The 18,592-nt window shown below is 38.7% G+C and carries 12 protein-coding genes and 1 tRNA gene; 8 read left to right on the top strand and 5 right to left on the bottom strand.

Features of this window, described 5'->3' with window-relative positions; translation table 11 throughout:
* From NT145_07365 to NT145_07400, 8 genes are all read left to right on the top strand, one after another.
* Positions 1 to 1,468 (top strand): hypothetical protein (locus tag NT145_07365; GenBank protein ID MCX5782501.1); only part of this gene is annotated, 1,468 nt, incomplete at its 5' end.
* Positions 1,469 to 1,835: 367 nt separating this feature from the next.
* A complete protein-coding gene (locus tag NT145_07370) occupies positions 1,836 to 4,484 on the top strand; it encodes a glycosyl hydrolase (protein ID MCX5782502.1) in 2,649 nt (882 codons plus the stop codon).
* 511 nt (positions 4,485 to 4,995) lie between these two features.
* Positions 4,996 to 6,042: a heat-inducible transcriptional repressor HrcA gene (hrcA, locus tag NT145_07375; protein ID MCX5782503.1), complete on the top strand. Its 1,047-nt coding sequence runs from the start codon at positions 4,996 to 4,998 to the stop codon at positions 6,040 to 6,042.
* A gap of 1 nt (position 6,043) precedes the next feature.
* Positions 6,044 to 6,592 (top strand): nucleotide exchange factor GrpE, encoded by a 549-nt coding sequence (locus NT145_07380; protein ID MCX5782504.1) that lies wholly within the window; start codon positions 6,044 to 6,046, stop codon positions 6,590 to 6,592.
* Between the two features lie 364 nt (positions 6,593 to 6,956).
* The gene (dnaK, locus tag NT145_07385; GenBank protein MCX5782505.1) at positions 6,957 to 8,834 is read left to right on the top strand and encodes a molecular chaperone DnaK; all 1,878 of its coding nucleotides are present in this window, start codon (positions 6,957 to 6,959) and stop codon (positions 8,832 to 8,834) included.
* Positions 8,835 to 8,951: 117 nt separating this feature from the next.
* Positions 8,952 to 10,037 carry a molecular chaperone DnaJ gene (dnaJ, locus tag NT145_07390; protein MCX5782506.1) on the top strand — a complete coding sequence of 362 codons (1,086 nt, stop codon included), beginning with the start codon at positions 8,952 to 8,954 and terminating at the stop codon, positions 10,035 to 10,037.
* 99 nt (positions 10,038 to 10,136) lie between these two features.
* On the top strand, positions 10,137 to 10,874 hold the full coding sequence (locus tag NT145_07395) for an RsmE family RNA methyltransferase (protein ID MCX5782507.1): 738 nt from the start codon (positions 10,137 to 10,139) through the stop codon (positions 10,872 to 10,874).
* A gap of 306 nt (positions 10,875 to 11,180) precedes the next feature.
* Positions 11,181 to 12,380: a MiaB/RimO family radical SAM methylthiotransferase gene (locus tag NT145_07400; GenBank protein MCX5782508.1), complete on the top strand. Its 1,200-nt coding sequence runs from the start codon at positions 11,181 to 11,183 to the stop codon at positions 12,378 to 12,380.
* Positions 12,381 to 13,514: 1,134 nt separating this feature from the next.
* On the opposite strand, the gene NT145_07405 is transcribed toward NT145_07400, so the two are convergent.
* The 5 genes from NT145_07405 to NT145_07425 all read right to left on the bottom strand — a co-directional run.
* Positions 13,515 to 15,161: a hypothetical protein gene (locus NT145_07405; protein MCX5782509.1), complete on the bottom strand. Its 1,647-nt coding sequence runs from the start codon at positions 15,159 to 15,161 to the stop codon at positions 13,515 to 13,517.
* Positions 15,162 to 15,482: 321 nt separating this feature from the next.
* A tRNA-Arg gene (locus NT145_07410) sits at positions 15,483 to 15,556 on the bottom strand.
* Positions 15,557 to 15,813: 257 nt separating this feature from the next.
* Entirely contained in the window at positions 15,814 to 16,830 is a 1,017-nt protein-coding gene (locus NT145_07415; protein ID MCX5782510.1) for a hypothetical protein, read from the bottom strand.
* Positions 16,831 to 17,006: 176 nt separating this feature from the next.
* The gene (locus NT145_07420; GenBank protein MCX5782511.1) at positions 17,007 to 17,534 is read right to left on the bottom strand and encodes an adenine phosphoribosyltransferase; all 528 of its coding nucleotides are present in this window, start codon (positions 17,532 to 17,534) and stop codon (positions 17,007 to 17,009) included.
* 92 nt (positions 17,535 to 17,626) lie between these two features.
* Positions 17,627 to 18,592, bottom strand: a 966-nt coding sequence (locus NT145_07425; GenBank protein MCX5782512.1) for an RNA polymerase sigma factor RpoD/SigA, incomplete at its 5' end; no start/stop codon positions are given.

Genomic DNA, 18,592 nt, shown 5'->3' on the forward strand with positions numbered 1-18,592 from the left:
TAAAGGTGAAATAAATTTGAGCTGGAGTTCTCCCGGTGATGACGGATGGAACGGAACTTTGAAACCCGGTTCAATGTTTAAAATAGAATATTCAACCTCTTCAAGAACTCTTTCTTCCGGAGCTCAAATTATTGTTTCAACACAGGGAGTTAATCCTCTGGAACCGGTTTCATTTATTGTAGACGGGCTTAATAACGGGGCCACATATTATTTTGGGATATTTTACTGCGATGAGGAGGGAAACTGGTCCGGAATTTCAAACATGGCTTCAGCGGTTACAATCGCTGAAGTAATAACCGAAGATTTAGGCGAAAAAAGCGGATTTTCTGCTATCAATACTCTTAATAAAGTTCCTATACCTATTTCCAATGCCACACAAGATGTGCATACGGCTCAAATCTCTTGGCAAAATAGCGGATCCGCGAAATTTTCTGTAATGAAATCAACAAACAATTCCGACTGGGCTACGATTGCCGATAACTTATCCTTTTCAGGCACGGACGCAGTTTATAACGATACGGGCTTATTTCCTTCAACAACATATTATTATTCAGTATTCGCTTATACAAATTCATATAGCGGGCCGATAAATACTTCAACAGCGGCTATTCAGATAAAAACAAAGTCTTTGCCTTCCTCAATTAAAATATTAATGTCATCGGCGACTGTAAGACAAAGTCAGGAGGCATTCAGCCCGTCGTTTGGAAAAATAAAGGTAAACGTTTCTCCCGGCACAATTATGACAAACGGATATATTTTAATAAACACAAATGCCGAATATAATCTGTCTGATGAAAAAAATACCAGATTAGCTTTTGATACTGCTTGGAAAAATCTTACAAAGCAAGGCAAAAGGTTAATATACCATTCTGCAATTGAGCTTCATTTATACGATTTGACCGGATCAATAATCACAGGGAATTTTAATCAGCCGATGGAATTAGTAATTCCGTATCCTGACCGCGATGGCGACGGTTTTTTGGATACAATGTTTCCGCCGATTGAAATTGACTCGCTAAAAATATGCGCATTAAATGTTGAAACTATGAAATGGGAAATAGTTCCCGGCGAACAAATCATAGATAAAATTAATAAGACTATTTCTGTCAAACTTTCTCATTTTTCTGTCTATGCTTTGGCAAGCTTCGCCCCATTTTCTCAAAATTTGGAAAGCGTTAATGTTTATCCTAATCCATACAGCCCGGGATCAGGAACCAGGTTTGATAATTCCAGTTTAGGGGAAGGAATTGTCTTTGATAAACTTACTGCGAAAGCAAAAGTAAGAATATTTAATGTTGCCGGAGAACTTGTGGCCGAACTTGACGAAACAGACGGCGACGGCAGATATCTTTGGGATATAAGAAATCAGTCCGGCAATAAAGTTGCTTCGGGAGTTTACATTTATTTAGTAACCAATCCTGATGATAATTCTCAGAAAGCCAAGGGCAAATTTGCGATAATAAAATAGTCGCGGGGCTGTTCCGCCCCTACACCCCTGAGTTCATTTTCTTTGGGCGCCTAAAGAAAATGAACCAAAAGAAATGCGCCCCGGAGCCATTTGTTTGTTTTTTTCAGGCGGTTTTTCAACTCGCCCCTTCGGCTTTGCCATGATGGGGCTCAAACACGAAAAACCGAAAGATTCCTGAAAAATACTCACTCATAGACGACTCCTAATGGGGCAAAGCTTTTAAATTAAATCAGTTAGCTATTTCCTTTTTGCAAAAATAGTCTTTCTTTTTATCCTTTCTTCTAAAATCTCAATCTTCAGTTTTACTTATCGTTAACATTTTCTTATAATCTAGAACATGAAAAAAGCGTTGTTCTGTGCGGCTTTAATGTTTTCTTTTCTTTTTTCGGTTAAAGCATACGCAGCAATAGTTCCTGCCGAATCCGGCATTGGAAGCTATACTGACACTATGCCTGCAGGAAATACTGCCACTACAACTTCTACATACATCACAACAAATATTTCTTCTCCGATTCCTACTAATGACTGGTGGTCCTCTGCAATTTCAACACCGACCTCTTTCAGGATGTTTGCTTATCCCAACGTATACAAATGCGATTATAACGGGCTTCTTATGGGCCTGCCTGAAGTGAAAGATACAACAAATACTTCTTATTACGGCACGGATGCAGATGCTCCTTTCAGGCAGCAATTGCTAATAGGAACTCAGGAAGATTTTAATTCTGACAGCGTTAAAGTAGACGGTTATAGCGATTGGACAGTTAAATTGAAATGGGAGAAACCCGTGGATGCTACTAAGTATTTTACTGCAACGCTTGTGCAAGGGAATCCATTTGCTTATTTTGAATTTTCTCAGAATATTTCTACGGCATCAATCCGATTTCCATTAAGTTGGGACAACGGAACAGGATATGATCTTTATGACAGCTCTGGCACATCATTAGTACTTGAAAGCACTACGACCGTTGATATGGTTACTCTCCGTTTCAATCATTCCGGCAAAACAAAATATTTTGGTATATATGCGCCTCAAGGAGCATCCTTTTATCTTACCGGAGAATCGTGGGGAAAAGCTCACGTGCTTGAAATTATTTTTTCAACAACAAGCGAACATTTCGTATCAATTTTACCAATATCTGGAACAGGGGATTTAAATACTTTTTATAATTATGCTTACGCTTTTGTTAACGGCTCTTCGGTCACATGGGCTGTTGATGAGGCTCACGGCAATGTTTCCACGACATTCAATGTTTATGCCCAGTCAAAACGTAACAGCCAGAATAAAACTTTGATGGCACTTTTTCCTCATCAATGGAAATATTTATCTTCAGGGAATGTTTATTTGGCTCAAAGTTACCAGACATTGCGCGGAACTATGAAAGTTATGGAAGGAAATTCATTCCAAACAACCTATGATTTCAACGGCATTCTGCCTTTTTTACCGGACAAAGGAACTTACGACAAAGAAGTATTAAAATCGCTTATCAACACTGACCAAGATACTTCCCTGGCAAACACGGGGATATATTTCCACGGAAAAGAACTTTGGAAATTGGCTTCGCTTTTAAATGTGGCTGATCAGTTGGGAGATAATATAACAAGGGATTACATAAAAAACCGGCTTCGCTCAGATCTTGCCGACTGGTATACTTTTTCTCCAGGAGAACTCAATAAATGTTTTTACTATAATCAGCAGTGGGGTTCAATGATAGGATGCCAGACCGAATTCGGCGCGCAGAATATGACCGACCATCATTTTCAATACGGGTATTTTATATACGCCAGCGCCCTGTTAGCTATGTACGACAATATATTTGTCAATAATTACGGCGCTATGGTAGAAAATCTCATCCGTGATATTGCAGCTCCGACAAGGAACGATCCTAAATACCCTTTCTTGAGATATTTTCTTCCTTACCAGGGATTCGGTTACGCTGACGGCCTAGCTATATATGCTCCCGGCGGTTACGGGGACGGAAATGATCAGGAATCAAGTTCAGAAGCTATGAACGCCTGGGCTGCCATTTACTGGTGGGGAGCGCTTTCAAATAACGAGACTTATAAAAATCTTGGTTTATGGCTGTATGCAAGCGAATACGCGGCAATAAAAGAGTATTATTTTGATATTGATAAACAAACTTACGGAAACGGATATGCTCACAACTGTGTCGGAATGTTATTTGGAGGGAAAGCAGATTTCAATACCTGGTTTGGATCTTCAACGGAATACATACACGGAATTCAGTTTATACCGATAACCCCGTCTTCGCTATATCTTGGATATAATACTGCCTATGCCCGGGAAAATTACGATTATATGGTGTCCGAAAAAGGCGGTAATGAAACTACTTGGCAGGATGTTATTTGGCAGTTCCAGTCATTCTATGACCCATCAATAGCTATCAACAAATATAATTCCAATCCGTCGCTAACCAGCAGTAATTTGATTAACTGCACCAAAACATATTTGTATTACTGGATTCACTCTCTTAATGGTTTGGGAAACGTCGATACCACTCTTTATGCGGACATGCCTTCTTTCGGAGTATTCAACAAATCCGGGGTCAAAACTTATGTATTTTATAATCCATATGCGGTTTCAAAAACGGTCAATATATACAGGCGCTCTGACAATTCTTTTGCCGGCCGTATAGTTGTTGGGCCGCGATCGCTTTTTGCAACAAATTCAATAGCATATAATCCTCAGCCAAATCTTAACAACGTAAAAGTATATCCTAGTCCTTATAAACCGGGCAGCGGGGGAGTTTTTGATAACGGTATTTTGGGCGAAGGGATTGTATTTGATTATCTAACTACAAGCGCAAATATTAAGATATTTAGTTTGGCAGGAGAATTAGTAGCCGAACTTATTGAAACGGACGGCAACGGTATATGCGTATGGAATGCAAGAAATCAATCCGGCAACAAGGTTGCTTCAGGTATTTATGTATACCTAATTACAAATCCAGAAAATGGTTCTCAGAAAGCCAAAGGGAAACTGGCGATAGAGAAATGACTTGCTTAGTCCAGTCATCCCGTCCGCCCAGGGCGGATCGGGATCTAGTTCCTATTTCAAGATTTTAATAAAAACAAACATTGATATAAAGGTAAGATCCTGAACTAAATTCAGGATGACTTCATAAAGTTGATTCAGCGTGACAGAATGAAAAGTGAAACTAAACATATCCCGTAAACCTAGATTCTCTATTGATTTGAACTCTTGACAAAAAAAAAGGTTAGTGTTATAATACTAGCACTTAAACACTGTGAGTGCTAATTTAGAATTTGAATTTAATTTAAATGAAAAATACTAAACCCCGTTAGAAACAACAAGCGCTTCGCCCCGTTAGAAATTGTTGGCTGAAACGTTGATTCAGACAGGGGCTTAACCGTATGTCTAAGCTAGCTAAAATTTCTAACGGGGTGAGCGAATAAAGATGCTAGCATTACAATGCCAACTAACAATATGATTTCAATCCGCCGACAAGGAGTCGGCAGCCTTTTCTAACGGGGTAAAGGTAAGGGAAATGCGACAAATAGATCCTAAAGTTTCGGAAGAAAGAAAAAATAAAGTTCTTCAGGCAGTTATACATCATTATATTAAAAGCGGAAAGCCTGTAGGCTCAAATATTTTAACCGAAGATTATGACTTTGATTTTTCTCCGGCCAGCATAAGAAATATGATGGCTGAGCTTGAGGAGGAGGGTTTTTTGACCCATCCGCACACCTCAGCGGGAAGAATTCCAACCGATAAAGGCTACAGGAATTATGTAAACTCCCTGATTGAGATGCAGAAACTTGTAATTGATGAAGAAGAAAGGGTAAAGCACGAATACGAAGAAAAAACAAGCGAACTTCAAGACCTTTTGGTTCAAACTTCCAAAGTTCTTTCCGGCCTTTCACAATATACAGGATTTGTGCTGATGCCTAAACTTGACAGGAGTTCCATAAAATATATTGAACTTATTCATTTAAGTGAAAACAAAATTCTTTTGATTATCGTGACGGATACCGGGCTCGTCAAGCATAAAATAACTGAAGCCAGCATTTCAAGAGAAAGGCTGGGTGAACTCAATAGAATACTGAACATTAAACTCCGGGGAATGGGTATACTTCAGGCCAGACAGAAAATAATTCAGGCAGTTGAAGATGCCGAGAAAGAACAGCTGGATATTCTGCATTTTGCCAAAACCTTAAGCCATGAAATTTTTAATATGGAAGAAGAACTTTATATTGAAGGATCTTCAAATGTGCTTGAACTGCCCGAGTTTCATGATTATGAACCTATAAGATGCCTTTTCAGGTTAAATGAAAACCGAAATATTCTGATGCACGTTTTGGAAGAGGATATGGATCTTGATAAAGACGGCGTTAGTGTGTTAATAGGCAAGGAAGCTTCATGCGACGAACTTAAAGACTTAAGTGTTGTGAGTTCAGTTTATAAGGAAGGAGAAAAACCTGTAGGTATTTTGGGTATTATTGGGCCTAAGAGGATGGAGTACCCTAAGATGATGGCTTTGGTAAGCGCTGTTTCCAAAATTGTTAATAAAATCTTGTTTAAAATAGGAGGCTAAATTGCCGGAGAAAGAGAAAAAAGAAAACAACAAAGAATACTGTGAAGAAGCCCGCGACGAAAAGCTGACTGAACTTGAAATTCTCAAACAGTCACTGGACGAAAAAAAGAAACAATCTCAAGAGTACTTTGACCAACTCCTGCGGCTTAAAGCCGAATTTGAAAATTATCGAAAAAGAGCTGAACGGGACAAGCATAACCACATAATGTGGGGAAAAGAAGATATTTTATTAAAACAACTCGGCATACTTGACATTCTTGAGCAGGCATATAAAAGCGCCGTAACAAGCGATAATATTGAAGCTGTTCAGAAAGGGCTTGAATTGATAGTTCAGGAATTTTTAAAGATGATTTCAAGCGAAGGCCTGACAGAAATTGAATGCCTGGGGAAAAAATTTGATCCGTCTTTTCATGAAGCTGTAGACCATATTGAAAGCGACGAAAAAGAAGGAACAATTCTTGAAGTGCTCCAAAAAGGCTATATGTTCAAAGAAAAAGTTTTAAGGCCGGCTAAGGTCAAGGTTACTAAAAAGATAGTAAAAAAGGAATGAACCTCTCCGCAGCAAGCTGGGGGTATCAGATGTTCCCCTCTTTGAAAAAGAGGCCTCGGCTCATAGGAGCCTATGGCTCTGAGAGGGTGAGGGGAAAGTTTTTGGACCGAACTGTTTGTGAGGAAGATTTAATAACATCAAATCCCTCTCCCGCCCACGGCGGGTCAGCCTTGGGCTGACAATCTCCCTTTTTCAAAGGGTAGGTCTTTGGGCCGAGCCTGCGAGCGAGGGAGAAGTTAGTTGGTTACCCCGCATCAAGATGCGGGGAATTATTAAGTTAAAAGGATCTTGTTACCATAACTTTTCAGAAAACTTCAAATAACAAATAAGTCAATAAAGGCTTTGATAAAAAGGAGGCACCAACATGGCAAAAATTATAGGAATTGACTTAGGAACATCCAATTCTGCTGCGGCGGTAATGGAAGGCGGGAAAAGCACCATAATCCCTTCAGCTGAAGGGACAACGTTGGGAGGCAAGGCATTCCCTTCATATGTAGCGTTTACGAAGGACGGCCAGCTCCTCGTAGGAGAACCTGCCAGAAGGCAGGCGGTCACTAACCCTGAAGGAACGATTACTGCTTTTAAACGAAAAATGGGGACAGATTTTAAATATAATATCCACGGTAAAGAGTTCACGCCTCAGCAGCTTTCAGGTTTTATCCTTCAAAAGATAAAAAAAGATGCGGAAGCATTTTTAGGGGAAACTATTACTAAGGCGGTTATTACGGTCCCCGCGTATTTCAATGACCATCAAAGACAGGCTACAAAGGATGCGGGCGCAATCGCTGGCCTTGAAGTTGTGCGCCTTGTAAACGAACCTACCGCAGCCTCATTAGCTTATGGAATTGATAAAGGGGGAAAGGAACAGAAAATCCTTGTCTTTGACTTTGGCGGCGGAACCTTAGACGTAACCATCATGGAAATGGGAACCGAAGGGACTTTTGAAGTTCTTTCAACTTCGGGAGATACCCAGCTTGGCGGTACTGATATGGACAATGCCCTGATTGACTATATCGCCGAGGATTTTAGGAAAACAAACGGTATTGATCTGCGAAAAGATAAAATGGCTATGCAGCGCCTTAAAGAAGCTGCCGAGAAAGCAAAGATCGAGCTTTCAAATGTTTTGGAAACCGATATAAATCTTCCCTTTATTACCGCAGACGCGCAAGGGCCGAAACATTTGACTATGAAATTCAGCCGCGCAACTTTGGAAAATATTGTCCGCCCGATAGTAGAAAAATGCAATAAATCTATTGACCAGGCGGTTTCCGATGCTAAACTTCCGGTAAACCAGATCTCAAGAATAATACTTGTGGGCGGCCCGACGCGTATGCCTATCGTTCAGAAATTTGTTGAAGACCATGTCAGCAAAAAAGTTGAACGCGGGGTAGACCCGATGGAATGCGTTGCTCTTGGCGCAAGCATACAGGCTGCAGTTTTAACCGGAGAAGTGAAAGATATTCTTTTACTGGATGTTACTCCTCTTACTCTCGGAGTGGAAACGCTTGGAGGCGTTCGCACCTCAATTATTGACAGAAATACTACGGTTCCAGTCAAACGATCTCAGGTTTTTTCAACCGCGGCAGATAACCAGCCTGCAGTTGAAATCCATGTGCTTCAAGGCGAAAGGCCCATGGCAAGGGACAACGTTTCTTTGGGCAAATTTAATCTTGAAGGTATTCCTCCGGCCCCAAGAGGGGTTCCTCAGATAGAAGTTACCTTTGATATTGATGCAAATGGTATTCTTCATGTTACCGCAAAAGATCTGGGCACAAACAAAGAGCAATCAATAAGAATTACCGCTTCCACAAAACTTTCAAAAGATGAGGTTGAAAAATATGTGAAAGAAGCGGAAAAATATGCCGGAGAAGATAAAATACGCAAAGAGGAAATAGAAGTTAAAAACGAAACGGATACTCTTGTTTATGCTACTGAGAAAAGCCTGAAAGATCACGGCGATAAAATCTCTCAGGAAGAAAGAATGAACATAGAAAGAGCTCTTGGCGAGGCAAAAGAAGCATTAAAAGGGACTAACATAGACGCGCTAAAAAAGGCGAAAGATAACTTAACCCAGGCCTCGCATAAACTGGCCGAAGCGGTGTATAAAGATGCTCAGAAAAAACAGTCCGGACCTCAAGGCCCTCAGGGAGAGACCCCGGGTTCTCAAGATAAAACGGCTAATGGCGGGCAAAACGGAAAAGTTGTTGATGCGGAAGTAGTTGATGAAAATAAGAATAAATAAATGCGTTAAAAGTTAGGAAAGTTATAAAGTTATAAAGGTTTATAAGTCTACGACCTAGCATATATTTATCTTTCCTAACCTTCCTAACTTTCATAACTTTTACACGTTGTTAAAAAAATGAAACAGGATTATTACGATATTTTGGGTTTATCCAAAGGCGCAAGAATTGAAGACATAAAAGGCGCTTACAGGAAGCTTGCGCTTAAATACCATCCTGATAAAAATCCCGGAAATAAAAGCGCGGAAGAAAAATTCAAAGAAATAAATGAAGCGTACGAAGTTCTTTCCGACTCGCAAAAACGTTCAATGTATGACGCCTACGGCCATGCCGGAGTGGGAACTGCGCCACCTCCGCAGGGAGGCCCCGGCGGTTTTGAAGGATTCGGAGGTTTTGAAGGTACTTCGGCAGAAGATATTTTCGGAGACATATTCGGCAACATTTTCGGCGGAACTTCAAGAACCCGCGCGACGCGCTCTAATAAAGGTTCTGACCTTGAATACGAGCTGGAACTTTCCATGCTGGACGCTATGAAAGGAAAAGAGGTTCCGCTTGAAATACCCAGACAGGAAATTTGTTCAACCTGCAACGGAACAGGCGCAAAACCCGGAACATCTTCTAAAAAATGCCCGGAATGTAAAGGCTCTGGACAAGTCAGATACAGCCAGGGTTTTTTTTCATTCAGTCAAACCTGCCAAAGATGCCGCGGGGAAGGGCAAGTAATTGAAAGCCCTTGTTCAACTTGCCGCGGAACGGGAAGGATAAAAGGCCGCCACAAAGTTACTGTCCGCATACCTCCGGGCGTAGATAACGGTACCTCGCTGCGTGTTACAGGTGCAGGAGATGTTGCTGGCCGCGGCGGCACACCGGGGGATCTTTATGTAGTAATCCGTCTTAGAAGCGATCCTCGTTTCAAGAGGCAGGGAAATGACCTTTATACAGGCCTTACAATTACATACTCCCAGGCAGTCCTCGGCGGGGAATTTGAAGCACCTACATTAGAAGGCAGCGTAAAACTTAAAATCCCTCAAGGAACCCAGCCAGAAACTACTCTTCGAATAAAAGAACATGGCTTTCCGGTATTAGGAAGAAGAGTTCGCGGAGACCTTTATGTAAAAGTAAATGTTGAGGTCCCAAGAACGCTTAATGAGAAACAAAAAACCGCGCTCAGACAATATGCCCAATCCATGGGTGAAAAATCCTAAATAAATGGCATTTTAAAAAGTTATGAAGTTAAAAAATTAGAAAGTTAAAAAATAAACATTGTAAAAACTTTTAACCTTATAATTTAAATCGGAGTAATTATGCCTCATTTTTATGTAAAACCTAAAGATATTGTCGGCGGACAATTTAGAATTTCGGGCGAAGAAGCTCATCATATCATACGCGTTTTGCGTTATAAAAAAGGGCAGGAGATAAATCTTTTTGACGGCTCCGGACAAATTTATATGGGCAAAATAGAAGAAATTTTAAAAGATGAATTAAAAGGCACAATAATTAACAAAAAAGAAGGGAAAATACCAAAAATAAGAATAAATCTTTATCAATCTATACCAAAAGGTGAAAGGTTTGATTGGCTGATTGAAAAATCGGCGGAACTCGGGGTAAAAAGGGTAATTCCTATCTATACGGAAAGAAGCGTTGTTAGGAATATATCTGTATCCAAAATAGGACGCTGGCAAAGAATTTCATTAGGCGCATGTGAACAATCGAATAGAGCAGACATTATGGATGTTTCCGCACCTTTGGATCTAACAGAAGCACTGAAAGGACTGCCTTTGAATTCAACAAGCATTATTCCTTGGGAATCAGAAAATATTAAAACATTTGAAGATATAATCAATGCCAATAAACTTCCCGAAGAAGTCAATATTTTTATCGGTCCTGAGGGGGGATTTTCTAACAGAGAGATAGAAATTGCCGTCTCAAAAAATGTAATCCCCGTAACATTAGGGCCTAGGATACTCAGAGTTGAAACTGCAGGGCTTTTGTCCGTTGTTTTGGTAATGAATTTGGCGGGAGAATATAACGGCAGTAGGTAGGGATTAGTAGATAGTAGGCAGGTAACAGCGCTTATTCATTCTAGCTAGAAAATTCGGAGAATTGAAAGAGTGATTAGTAATTAGTGATTGCCTAATAGACACAAAAGTGAAATGATTTTAACCTCACCACCTCCGAGGTGTTGTATCAGGGAAGCAAAATCGCTAGCCCACCTCGCAGGTGCCCACAGAACACAGATAAAGGCAAGATTACACAGATTTCACTTTTAATTTAATCGGTGTCATGCCCCAGGCAGATCAGCCTTGGGCTGATAATCATTCTATAATCACTGTAATCATTTTAAAAAAATGAAAAAGGCGTTTGTTTACACATTTGGATGCAAAGTTAACCAATATGAATCACAGCAGTTGATTGAAACTCTTCAAAAACAAGGATATGAGATAGCAGATTCAGCCGAAGAAGCCGAACTCTCCGTCGTGAATTCCTGTACCGTAACCGCTCAATCGGACAGCCAGTGCAGAAACATTGTCCGCCAAATCAGCAAAAAAAATCCTAAATCAAAGATAATTTTAACCGGATGTTATGCAAAACGTTCAAAAAAAGAGCTAGAAAATATTGTTCCGAATCTTTCTGTCATCACCGATAAAAAAGATATACTCGGAACCCTGCCTTCTCAGCTCATTACCCGCTTTGACAAACACTCCAGAGCCTTTTTAAAAATCCAGGACGGGTGCGATGCTTACTGTTCTTACTGCATTGTTCCTTATATCAGGCCTAAACTATCCAGTAAGCCGATAGACAGCGTTCTTAACGAAATAAAAACATTGGTTTCAAACGGATATTCGGAGATTGTTTTAACCGGAATTCACATAGGAAAATATGAATATTCGTTGACGGAACTTCTCAAAAACATAGTTTCGCTGCCAGGAAATTTTAGAGTAAGGCTTTCTTCAATTGAAATTAACGAAATTAGCCCGGAATTAATAAAACTTATGGCAGAATTTAAGGAAAAACTTTGCTGCCATCTCCATATACCGCTTCAATCGGCATCAAAAAAAATTCTAAAAAAAATGAATCGGAAGTATACGCCTAAGGAATTTTCTGAAAAAATGCAATTAATCTATGATTATATGCCTGATGCGGGTATTACAACCGACGTAATAGTCGGCTTTCCGGGCGAAAAAGAGGAAGATTTTAAGGAAACCTTGGATTTTTTGAATAATAACAGTTTTAGCAGGCTGCATGTTTTTAAATTCTCTGAAAGACCCAATACCCCAGCGGCGAATTTTGAAGACAAAGTTCCTTTTGATGTCATTAAAGACCGGGCAACTACTTTGGCTAAAATAGATGCGGAATTGCGGGAAAGATTTTGGAGAAAATTCATAGGAACTGTAAGGCCGTCGGTAATAGAAGAAACCAGCAATACCTTGCTTACAGATAACTATATTAGATTGAATTTTCAGTCAGATTTTAATAATTTGCCCGGAGGAATAACCAAAGTTACGGTATTTGTACGTTCCGGAACGCCTTGGGGCAAATTTGTTTAATAGATTAATGGGGTCAGACCCCATTAATGCTTAAATCTTTTTATAACATAAATCTAACCAAAGCTAGATTTAGCCAAGGTTGGATTTTTTTGCTTTTTGGTGGGGGAACTTTACCCTTTAGCTTATTTTAGGATAATTTCACAAATTTTCACCAAAAGCTGGCCAAATACGCCATGATTCTAATGACTTTGGCAATTAATTTTCCAACTTTAGGATTTAAGACTAAAATAAAATATCTTTCGTTACCAAGTTATCAGCCGAAAACCTTAAAAAAAATAACAAGCAAAGGATAGTTTATAAGAGACTGCAGAAAAATGAAGAAAATGGGTTAAAACCTATATAGACGGTAAAAACGAGTGATAAAATTAAATAGTTAAAGTAGTTTATCAAGTTTAGTGCGTAAATATCGAATAATAGGCATATCAGACTATATAGTTAAAGTATTTTATTAAGTTTACTGTATTGCTCAATTTCATATTAACCTAACATAATATATATTATCGGAACCATATTATTAGCCTGAATTTAAACATTTTTATACCTCATTTAAGCATATTTTATCGACGATAGACCGTTCTTTTCCCAAGATTTAAATTTAACAAAAATATTTTTTGGCAAAATTATTATCAAATTTAATTATTATATTTCTATTTTTTTTAGATTCCTCCCAAAATAATTCCCAAAAATACAAAGATGGGTCAAAATTAACAAATCTATTAAAATAACCATTTTTTATTTTTTTACTAAAGGTAACTGACAAAAAACTATTTTTTGCCAAAAAAATTTAGGTTTTAGCCAAAAAGCATGACTTCTTGGCAAAAACCACCAAAAATATATTTATTTGACTGTTTTTAATGTATTTTCGTTAATTTTCCCCCAAATAAGCAAAAAATTGAAGAAAGCTGCCCAAAATACTGAATATTCAGGAGTTTAGTTAATTTCTTAGAATGACAATGATAAACACTTGATAAGAATAGTTTTTGGGAGCGTTTCATGAAGAAATCGGATAAAATGGCAGGATACTACTTAACTGAGGTATTTTTGCCGCGTAATCAATAAAAAATAGCTTTAGGGAGCCTATTTTTGCTATCAAAAGGCTCATGGACCGAATAATCCAGATAAATACCTTGACTTCTATCTAACAAGGGCTATTTTTCCTGAGTTTTTGTTTCCTTCACACTTGGCAAGCCAAATATAGACTCCGCTTGCGCAATCGTTTCCTGAATCGTTTTTCCCATCCCAGGTGGCAATTTTTGAATCAGGCAGGGTATCCACGCCGGAACCCTCTTTTAGCGTCCTTATAAGCTCTCCTGCCACATTGTATATGGAAATAGTAACATTATTGGCAGACAAAGGAATACGGACAAATCTTACCATTGCTCCTTTTCGCTTGTTGAACGGATTTGGATAAGTCAAAATCTGGTTCAAAGAAGGGGCTAAAAGATCATAAATCATACCTAAATAAACGAATGACCCGCTGACAGTGTTTTTTGGCACATCCAAAGCGGTTGATTCACCTGAACCACTCTTGTCCACGGACATAAAAGTAATTTCGCCTGTTGAGCCCGGAGGGCTTGAATCCCCCACTTTTAGCCAAAAACGATTCTTGTAATTTATGTTAAACAAGCTTAAGTCAACAACAATTTTTTGGTTTATCGGGTGATTCCCGCCTAAATTCGGAAGGCAATTGCAACTCCAATCCGGATTTGCAATATCATCGGCACCCATAAAAAAAACATTCAAAGCACCTCTATTGGAATGATTTATCGTGAATTTGCCGAAAACACTGGGAACATAGTCGGTAAGATCTGTAATTACGTAAGCTTCCTGATAAGTCAGGTCTCTTACATAAGAATAGGAAAGATACATAAATCCTGAAGTACCCATATTTAAATCTTTTATTCCCCAATCACTGCCCCAAGAATTAACTGCGTAAAATGCCCCGGTTTTTGGAGCTCCGTCATTATATGCTTTCGTATCATCATATCCGATAATTGTTATTGCATGTCCTGGAAGAGGTGGTGGAGGGTTAGTTCGAGTATACAATACCTGATTATCTATTCCAGAGCCAGAACCATCAATATAATCCTGAAAATTTGTTTCAGCTATTACACCAATTACCGCTATATCCCCATTTGCAATAACTTGTTTTAAAGCATTTATTCCTGCATCAGAAGACAGATCAATCTTAGAAGTAGTATTCCCCCTGTAAGAAATGCCATTTTTCCAGGCGGTTTCATTCGGCCAGCTTATATTATCGGAAGAAAACCAAGGCATATCGGTGAGACTTGCGCATCCGTGATCGCACATTATCTGCATGATAACTTCTGGACTGCTGCCGGCATCAACTCCGTCATTGGCAAGATTGTAGCCAAAAGCAGGACTCATAACACGTTCAGGATTTACGGCAGGATTTGGACTAATCCAATTATGTTCTTTGGCCTCTTGATAAGTCTTAACATAATAGCAGCTTGCCCAAGCAGAACAGCTATTCTGAGTTTTTTGATCACCTACTGGCGGCAGATACATCCAGTTTGTAACCGATGCTGGAAGACCGTATTTTATGCTGGGAGATAATTTAAAACGGGATAAAGCTAAATTGTTGGGTAATATCTTGGTAACTTTTTGTACTCTATCTCCTAAATATTTTTTTTCATTCTCGTTAGGTTGTCTGAAACCCGTACCGCGCACATTATTTTGCTGATCAGGTTCGCCGCCAAACACATAGGGAAGCAGATTAAGAATGATTAATAGCGATAAAAATAAAATTTTTCTTTTCATATTCATTTCTTAATGAGTCTCCGCCCAGTCCGCCGTGGCGGACGGGGTATCAGATATTCCCCTCTTTGAAAAAGAGGGATGAGGGGGAAGTCTTTGGACCGAACTGTTTGTGAGGAAGATTCAATAATGTCAAATCCCTCTCCCGCCACTGCGGCGGGCAGGCGCCTATGGAGGAAACCAACAACCCGGTAGAATTTATGAACGCCCTGAGAGGGACTTGTTGAGCACATTAAGATTGCTTCTATTGCTTTTCGCAAAATCCCTGCCTGCGGCGGGCAGGCGACTTTGGCGGAAACCCCCAACCTGATTAGAATTTATATACGCCCCCGGGCGGACTTGAACCACCAACCCTCTCCTTAGGACGGAGTAGCTCTATCCAATTGAGCTACGGGGGCATATATAAATTCTAATAAATCCAATCTGCGCATTCACAAATCAACTGCGGCACTTGCCCAGCACATAGAATATGTGCTGGGTCTCCGCAAACGACTTATTGGCGGAAGCTACGGGGGCATATATAAATTCTAATAAATCCCATCCGCGCATTCACAAATCAATTGCGCCACTTGCCCAGCACATAGAATATGTGCTGGGTCTCCGCCAACGACTTATTGGCGGAAGCTACGGGGGCTATAATATTGAAGAAATAACTCTACATCAATTTCGGTGGAACTTGTTTTAGCATTCTGCCAAAAAAAGCCATTAAATAAGGGGCACAAACTAAATAAAAGGGTAGCCATATTCTAACCTCATTACATCTAGCCATAAGCAAATACAAAAGAAAATAAGGTATTCCCCAACCAATCACAAGGACTCTATATTTAGAATCAACAGTATTCCATTCATTAATAACACTAACAATGACAGGCCAAAGTATAATAAGTGTTTTGAACCAAACGTCAAAAGCACTACTACTAAATAGATTATGTTTCAAATGCTCTAAAGGAGTAGTATCCCATCCCCCGCCTTGAAACAACTGACTAAGGATAATCATAATACATATCCATATTGCTGAAAGACCAAAAATATTCAGGATGAAATTAAGCCTACTTTTTTGAGTATCTTTTGAAAACAAATCATTGATATTCCTAAAATTCCACAGAATATAAAAAAGAATAATAAATATTGATGTATTTCGGTTTAATGTTGCTAAGAGCAATAAAACAATCAAAGAAAAAAATTTAACATTTTTCATAATGCAATAAAAACTTATAGAAAAAAAAGCCAGTTCGAGCTCACTTGTACTATTATAAATTTGTTTAAAAACAAATGCGTAAAGTGCGGCTAAAAAAATGACCAAATAACGGGCAATAAAAATATCCCCAAAAAAAACAAGTATTTTTTCGAAAAAAACAAACATGAAAAACAAACCAATAAAATAAATAATTGAATAGGCGAATTCAAAAGTTTTTTTGAATAATCCATAGTTTTTTTCAAAATTAATTATGTTGGATATGGCCCTTGTGAAAAGTTCTACAGTAATGGCCTGAAGAATGCGAGTATTGTATGGTTTACGTGCGATACCAGTTATCACTTGCACATGATCACTATAACGGCTTTGGAAGGTTATCCCTTGCTCCACATAATTTGCATGAGCTATTGTTAGCACAATTGATATATAAAAATATAGGAAATAGAAAAATATTTTTTTATTAAGTTCGGTATTCATAATTTTTTGATTATTTTAAATATTAAATTGATAATTAAAAGGAAAAATACACTTTCTTTTTAGTAAATCATACAATTTATTAAATAATTAGAATTTTTATAATCTTAATCCAATTTAGCTACGGGGGCACATGTTTTGCAGATTAAAAATCAAGAATCAAAAGTAAAAATTGAAAATCAGAACTTAATTAAACTGAAAACGTCGTAACCGGAGAGTTTTTCTCTGCCTTTCAGGAAAGTTAATTCTACCAGAAAAGATATTCCCTCAATATTTGCGCCGGAATTTTTAACCAGATCCGCGGTTGCTTTCATAGTCCCGCCTGTAGCAAGCAAATCATCTATTATAAGAACTTTTTCCCCCTTATGAACTGCGTCTTCGTGCATTTCAATTGTATCCGTACCATATTCTAATTGATATGTACCAGAAACCGTTCTAAAGGGAAGTTTTCCTTTCTTTCTTATAGGAACAAAACCTGCTCCGAGCCCGTAGGCAACAGCCGCCCCAAAAATAAAGCCTCTTGATTCAATACCAACAACCTTGTTTATTCCCTTGCCCTTATAATGAGAGATTAAAGCATCTACTGTTTTCTGAAACAGTTTTCCTTGCCCAATAAGAGTAGTTATGTCTTTAAATATTATGCCTTTCTTAGGAAAATCCGGTATATCTCTGATTGCGTTTCTTAGCTCGTTAATATCATCTTTCATTTTAAAGCAGCTCCTTTCTTATGTCTTTTCCCTACCTACTACGACTTCCTTAATGTAATTCAATGGAGTCCCGCTACAGCGGGACCTACTGTCTATTGTCTCCTGTCTTTTCCGCTTCTTCGTTTCCCTTTTCTTCTTTCAATTTTTCTTCTTCGCATATCGGGCGCCCCTTGACGGCGGTCAACCAACTTCCTTCTGTCATTTTTACTAAATCTTGAATCCAGTGAAAGCTGATCAGATTGTTCCTTATCAAGCATTTTTAATTTAAGAAAAAGAAATTTCAGCCGTTTCAATGCGGCTTCTTCAATTTGTCTTACTCTTTCCCGCGAAATCTTAAGCTGGTCAGAAATAATTCCAAGTGATTCCGATTGTTTGCCTCCTATGCCGAATCTGAGTTCAATGATCAGTTTTGCCCGGGGATCTAAATATTTAAGAGCATCTTCAATGCCGGAACTTTCGCGTACAATTTCTGTAACCGATTCAGGGGAAAGGCTTTTGTGATCAGGAATTACATCTTTCACTAAAATATCCCCATCTACGTCAACGGGAGCATCCAAAGAACTTGTTTGGCGCGCAAGAGCGGTAGCATCAATAATATCTTTAACCTGTTTTTTGGAAAGTTTAAGGCTTTGAGCCAATTCCTGAACAGAAGGTTCCCTGCCTTTTTCAGTAATTATTTTATCGCGTTTTTTCAAATAATTATGAATATTGTCCCACATATGCGCTGGAATTCTTATTATTTTAGATTTATCTTCAACGGCTCTTCTTATAGCCTGGTCAATCCAGTAATTTGCATAAGTAGAAAAGCTTATTTTTTTGTCCGGATTAAATTTTTCAACAGCCCTTATTAGTCCGATATTTCCTTCTTCCACCAAATCTAAAAATTCTATTCCGCGCCGAATATATCTCCTTGTTACCGGTATAACAAGTCTTAAATTCAATTCAACCAGCCTTTTTCTGGATTTTTTATCTCCCGATCGTGATCTTTTCCAAAGCTGATCAATTTGCTCTTTGGTAAGCTTGGGAATATTTTTTATTTCTCTAAAATAAAGTTGTGA

This window comes from Elusimicrobiota bacterium (assembly GCA_026388075.1).
In the GTDB taxonomy this organism is placed as follows: domain Bacteria; phylum Elusimicrobiota; class Endomicrobiia; order Endomicrobiales; family JAPLKN01; genus JAPLKN01.

What these genes read in the sequence shown, in the direction of transcription:
- NT145_07400 (MCX5782508.1), top strand. Translation starts at nt 11,181, where the DNA reads ATGAAAAAGGCGTTTGTTTACACATTTGGATGCAAAGTTAACCAATAT.
- dnaJ (MCX5782506.1), top strand. Translation starts at nt 8,952, where the DNA reads ATGAAACAGGATTATTACGATATTTTGGGTTTATCCAAAGGCGCAAGA.
- NT145_07370 (MCX5782502.1), top strand. Translation starts at nt 1,836, where the DNA reads ATGTTTTCTTTTCTTTTTTCGGTTAAAGCATACGCAGCAATAGTTCCT.
- dnaK (MCX5782505.1), top strand. Translation starts at nt 6,957, where the DNA reads ATGGCAAAAATTATAGGAATTGACTTAGGAACATCCAATTCTGCTGCG.
- NT145_07415 (MCX5782510.1), bottom strand. Translation starts at nt 16,830, where the DNA reads ATGAATACCGAACTTAATAAAAAAATATTTTTCTATTTCCTATATTTT.
- NT145_07420 (MCX5782511.1), bottom strand. Translation starts at nt 17,534, where the DNA reads ATGAAAGATGATATTAACGAGCTAAGAAACGCAATCAGAGATATACCG.
- hrcA (MCX5782503.1), top strand. Translation starts at nt 4,996, where the DNA reads ATGCGACAAATAGATCCTAAAGTTTCGGAAGAAAGAAAAAATAAAGTT.
- NT145_07395 (MCX5782507.1), top strand. Translation starts at nt 10,137, where the DNA reads ATGCCTCATTTTTATGTAAAACCTAAAGATATTGTCGGCGGACAATTT.
- NT145_07405 (MCX5782509.1), bottom strand. Translation starts at nt 15,161, where the DNA reads ATGAAAAGAAAAATTTTATTTTTATCGCTATTAATCATTCTTAATCTG.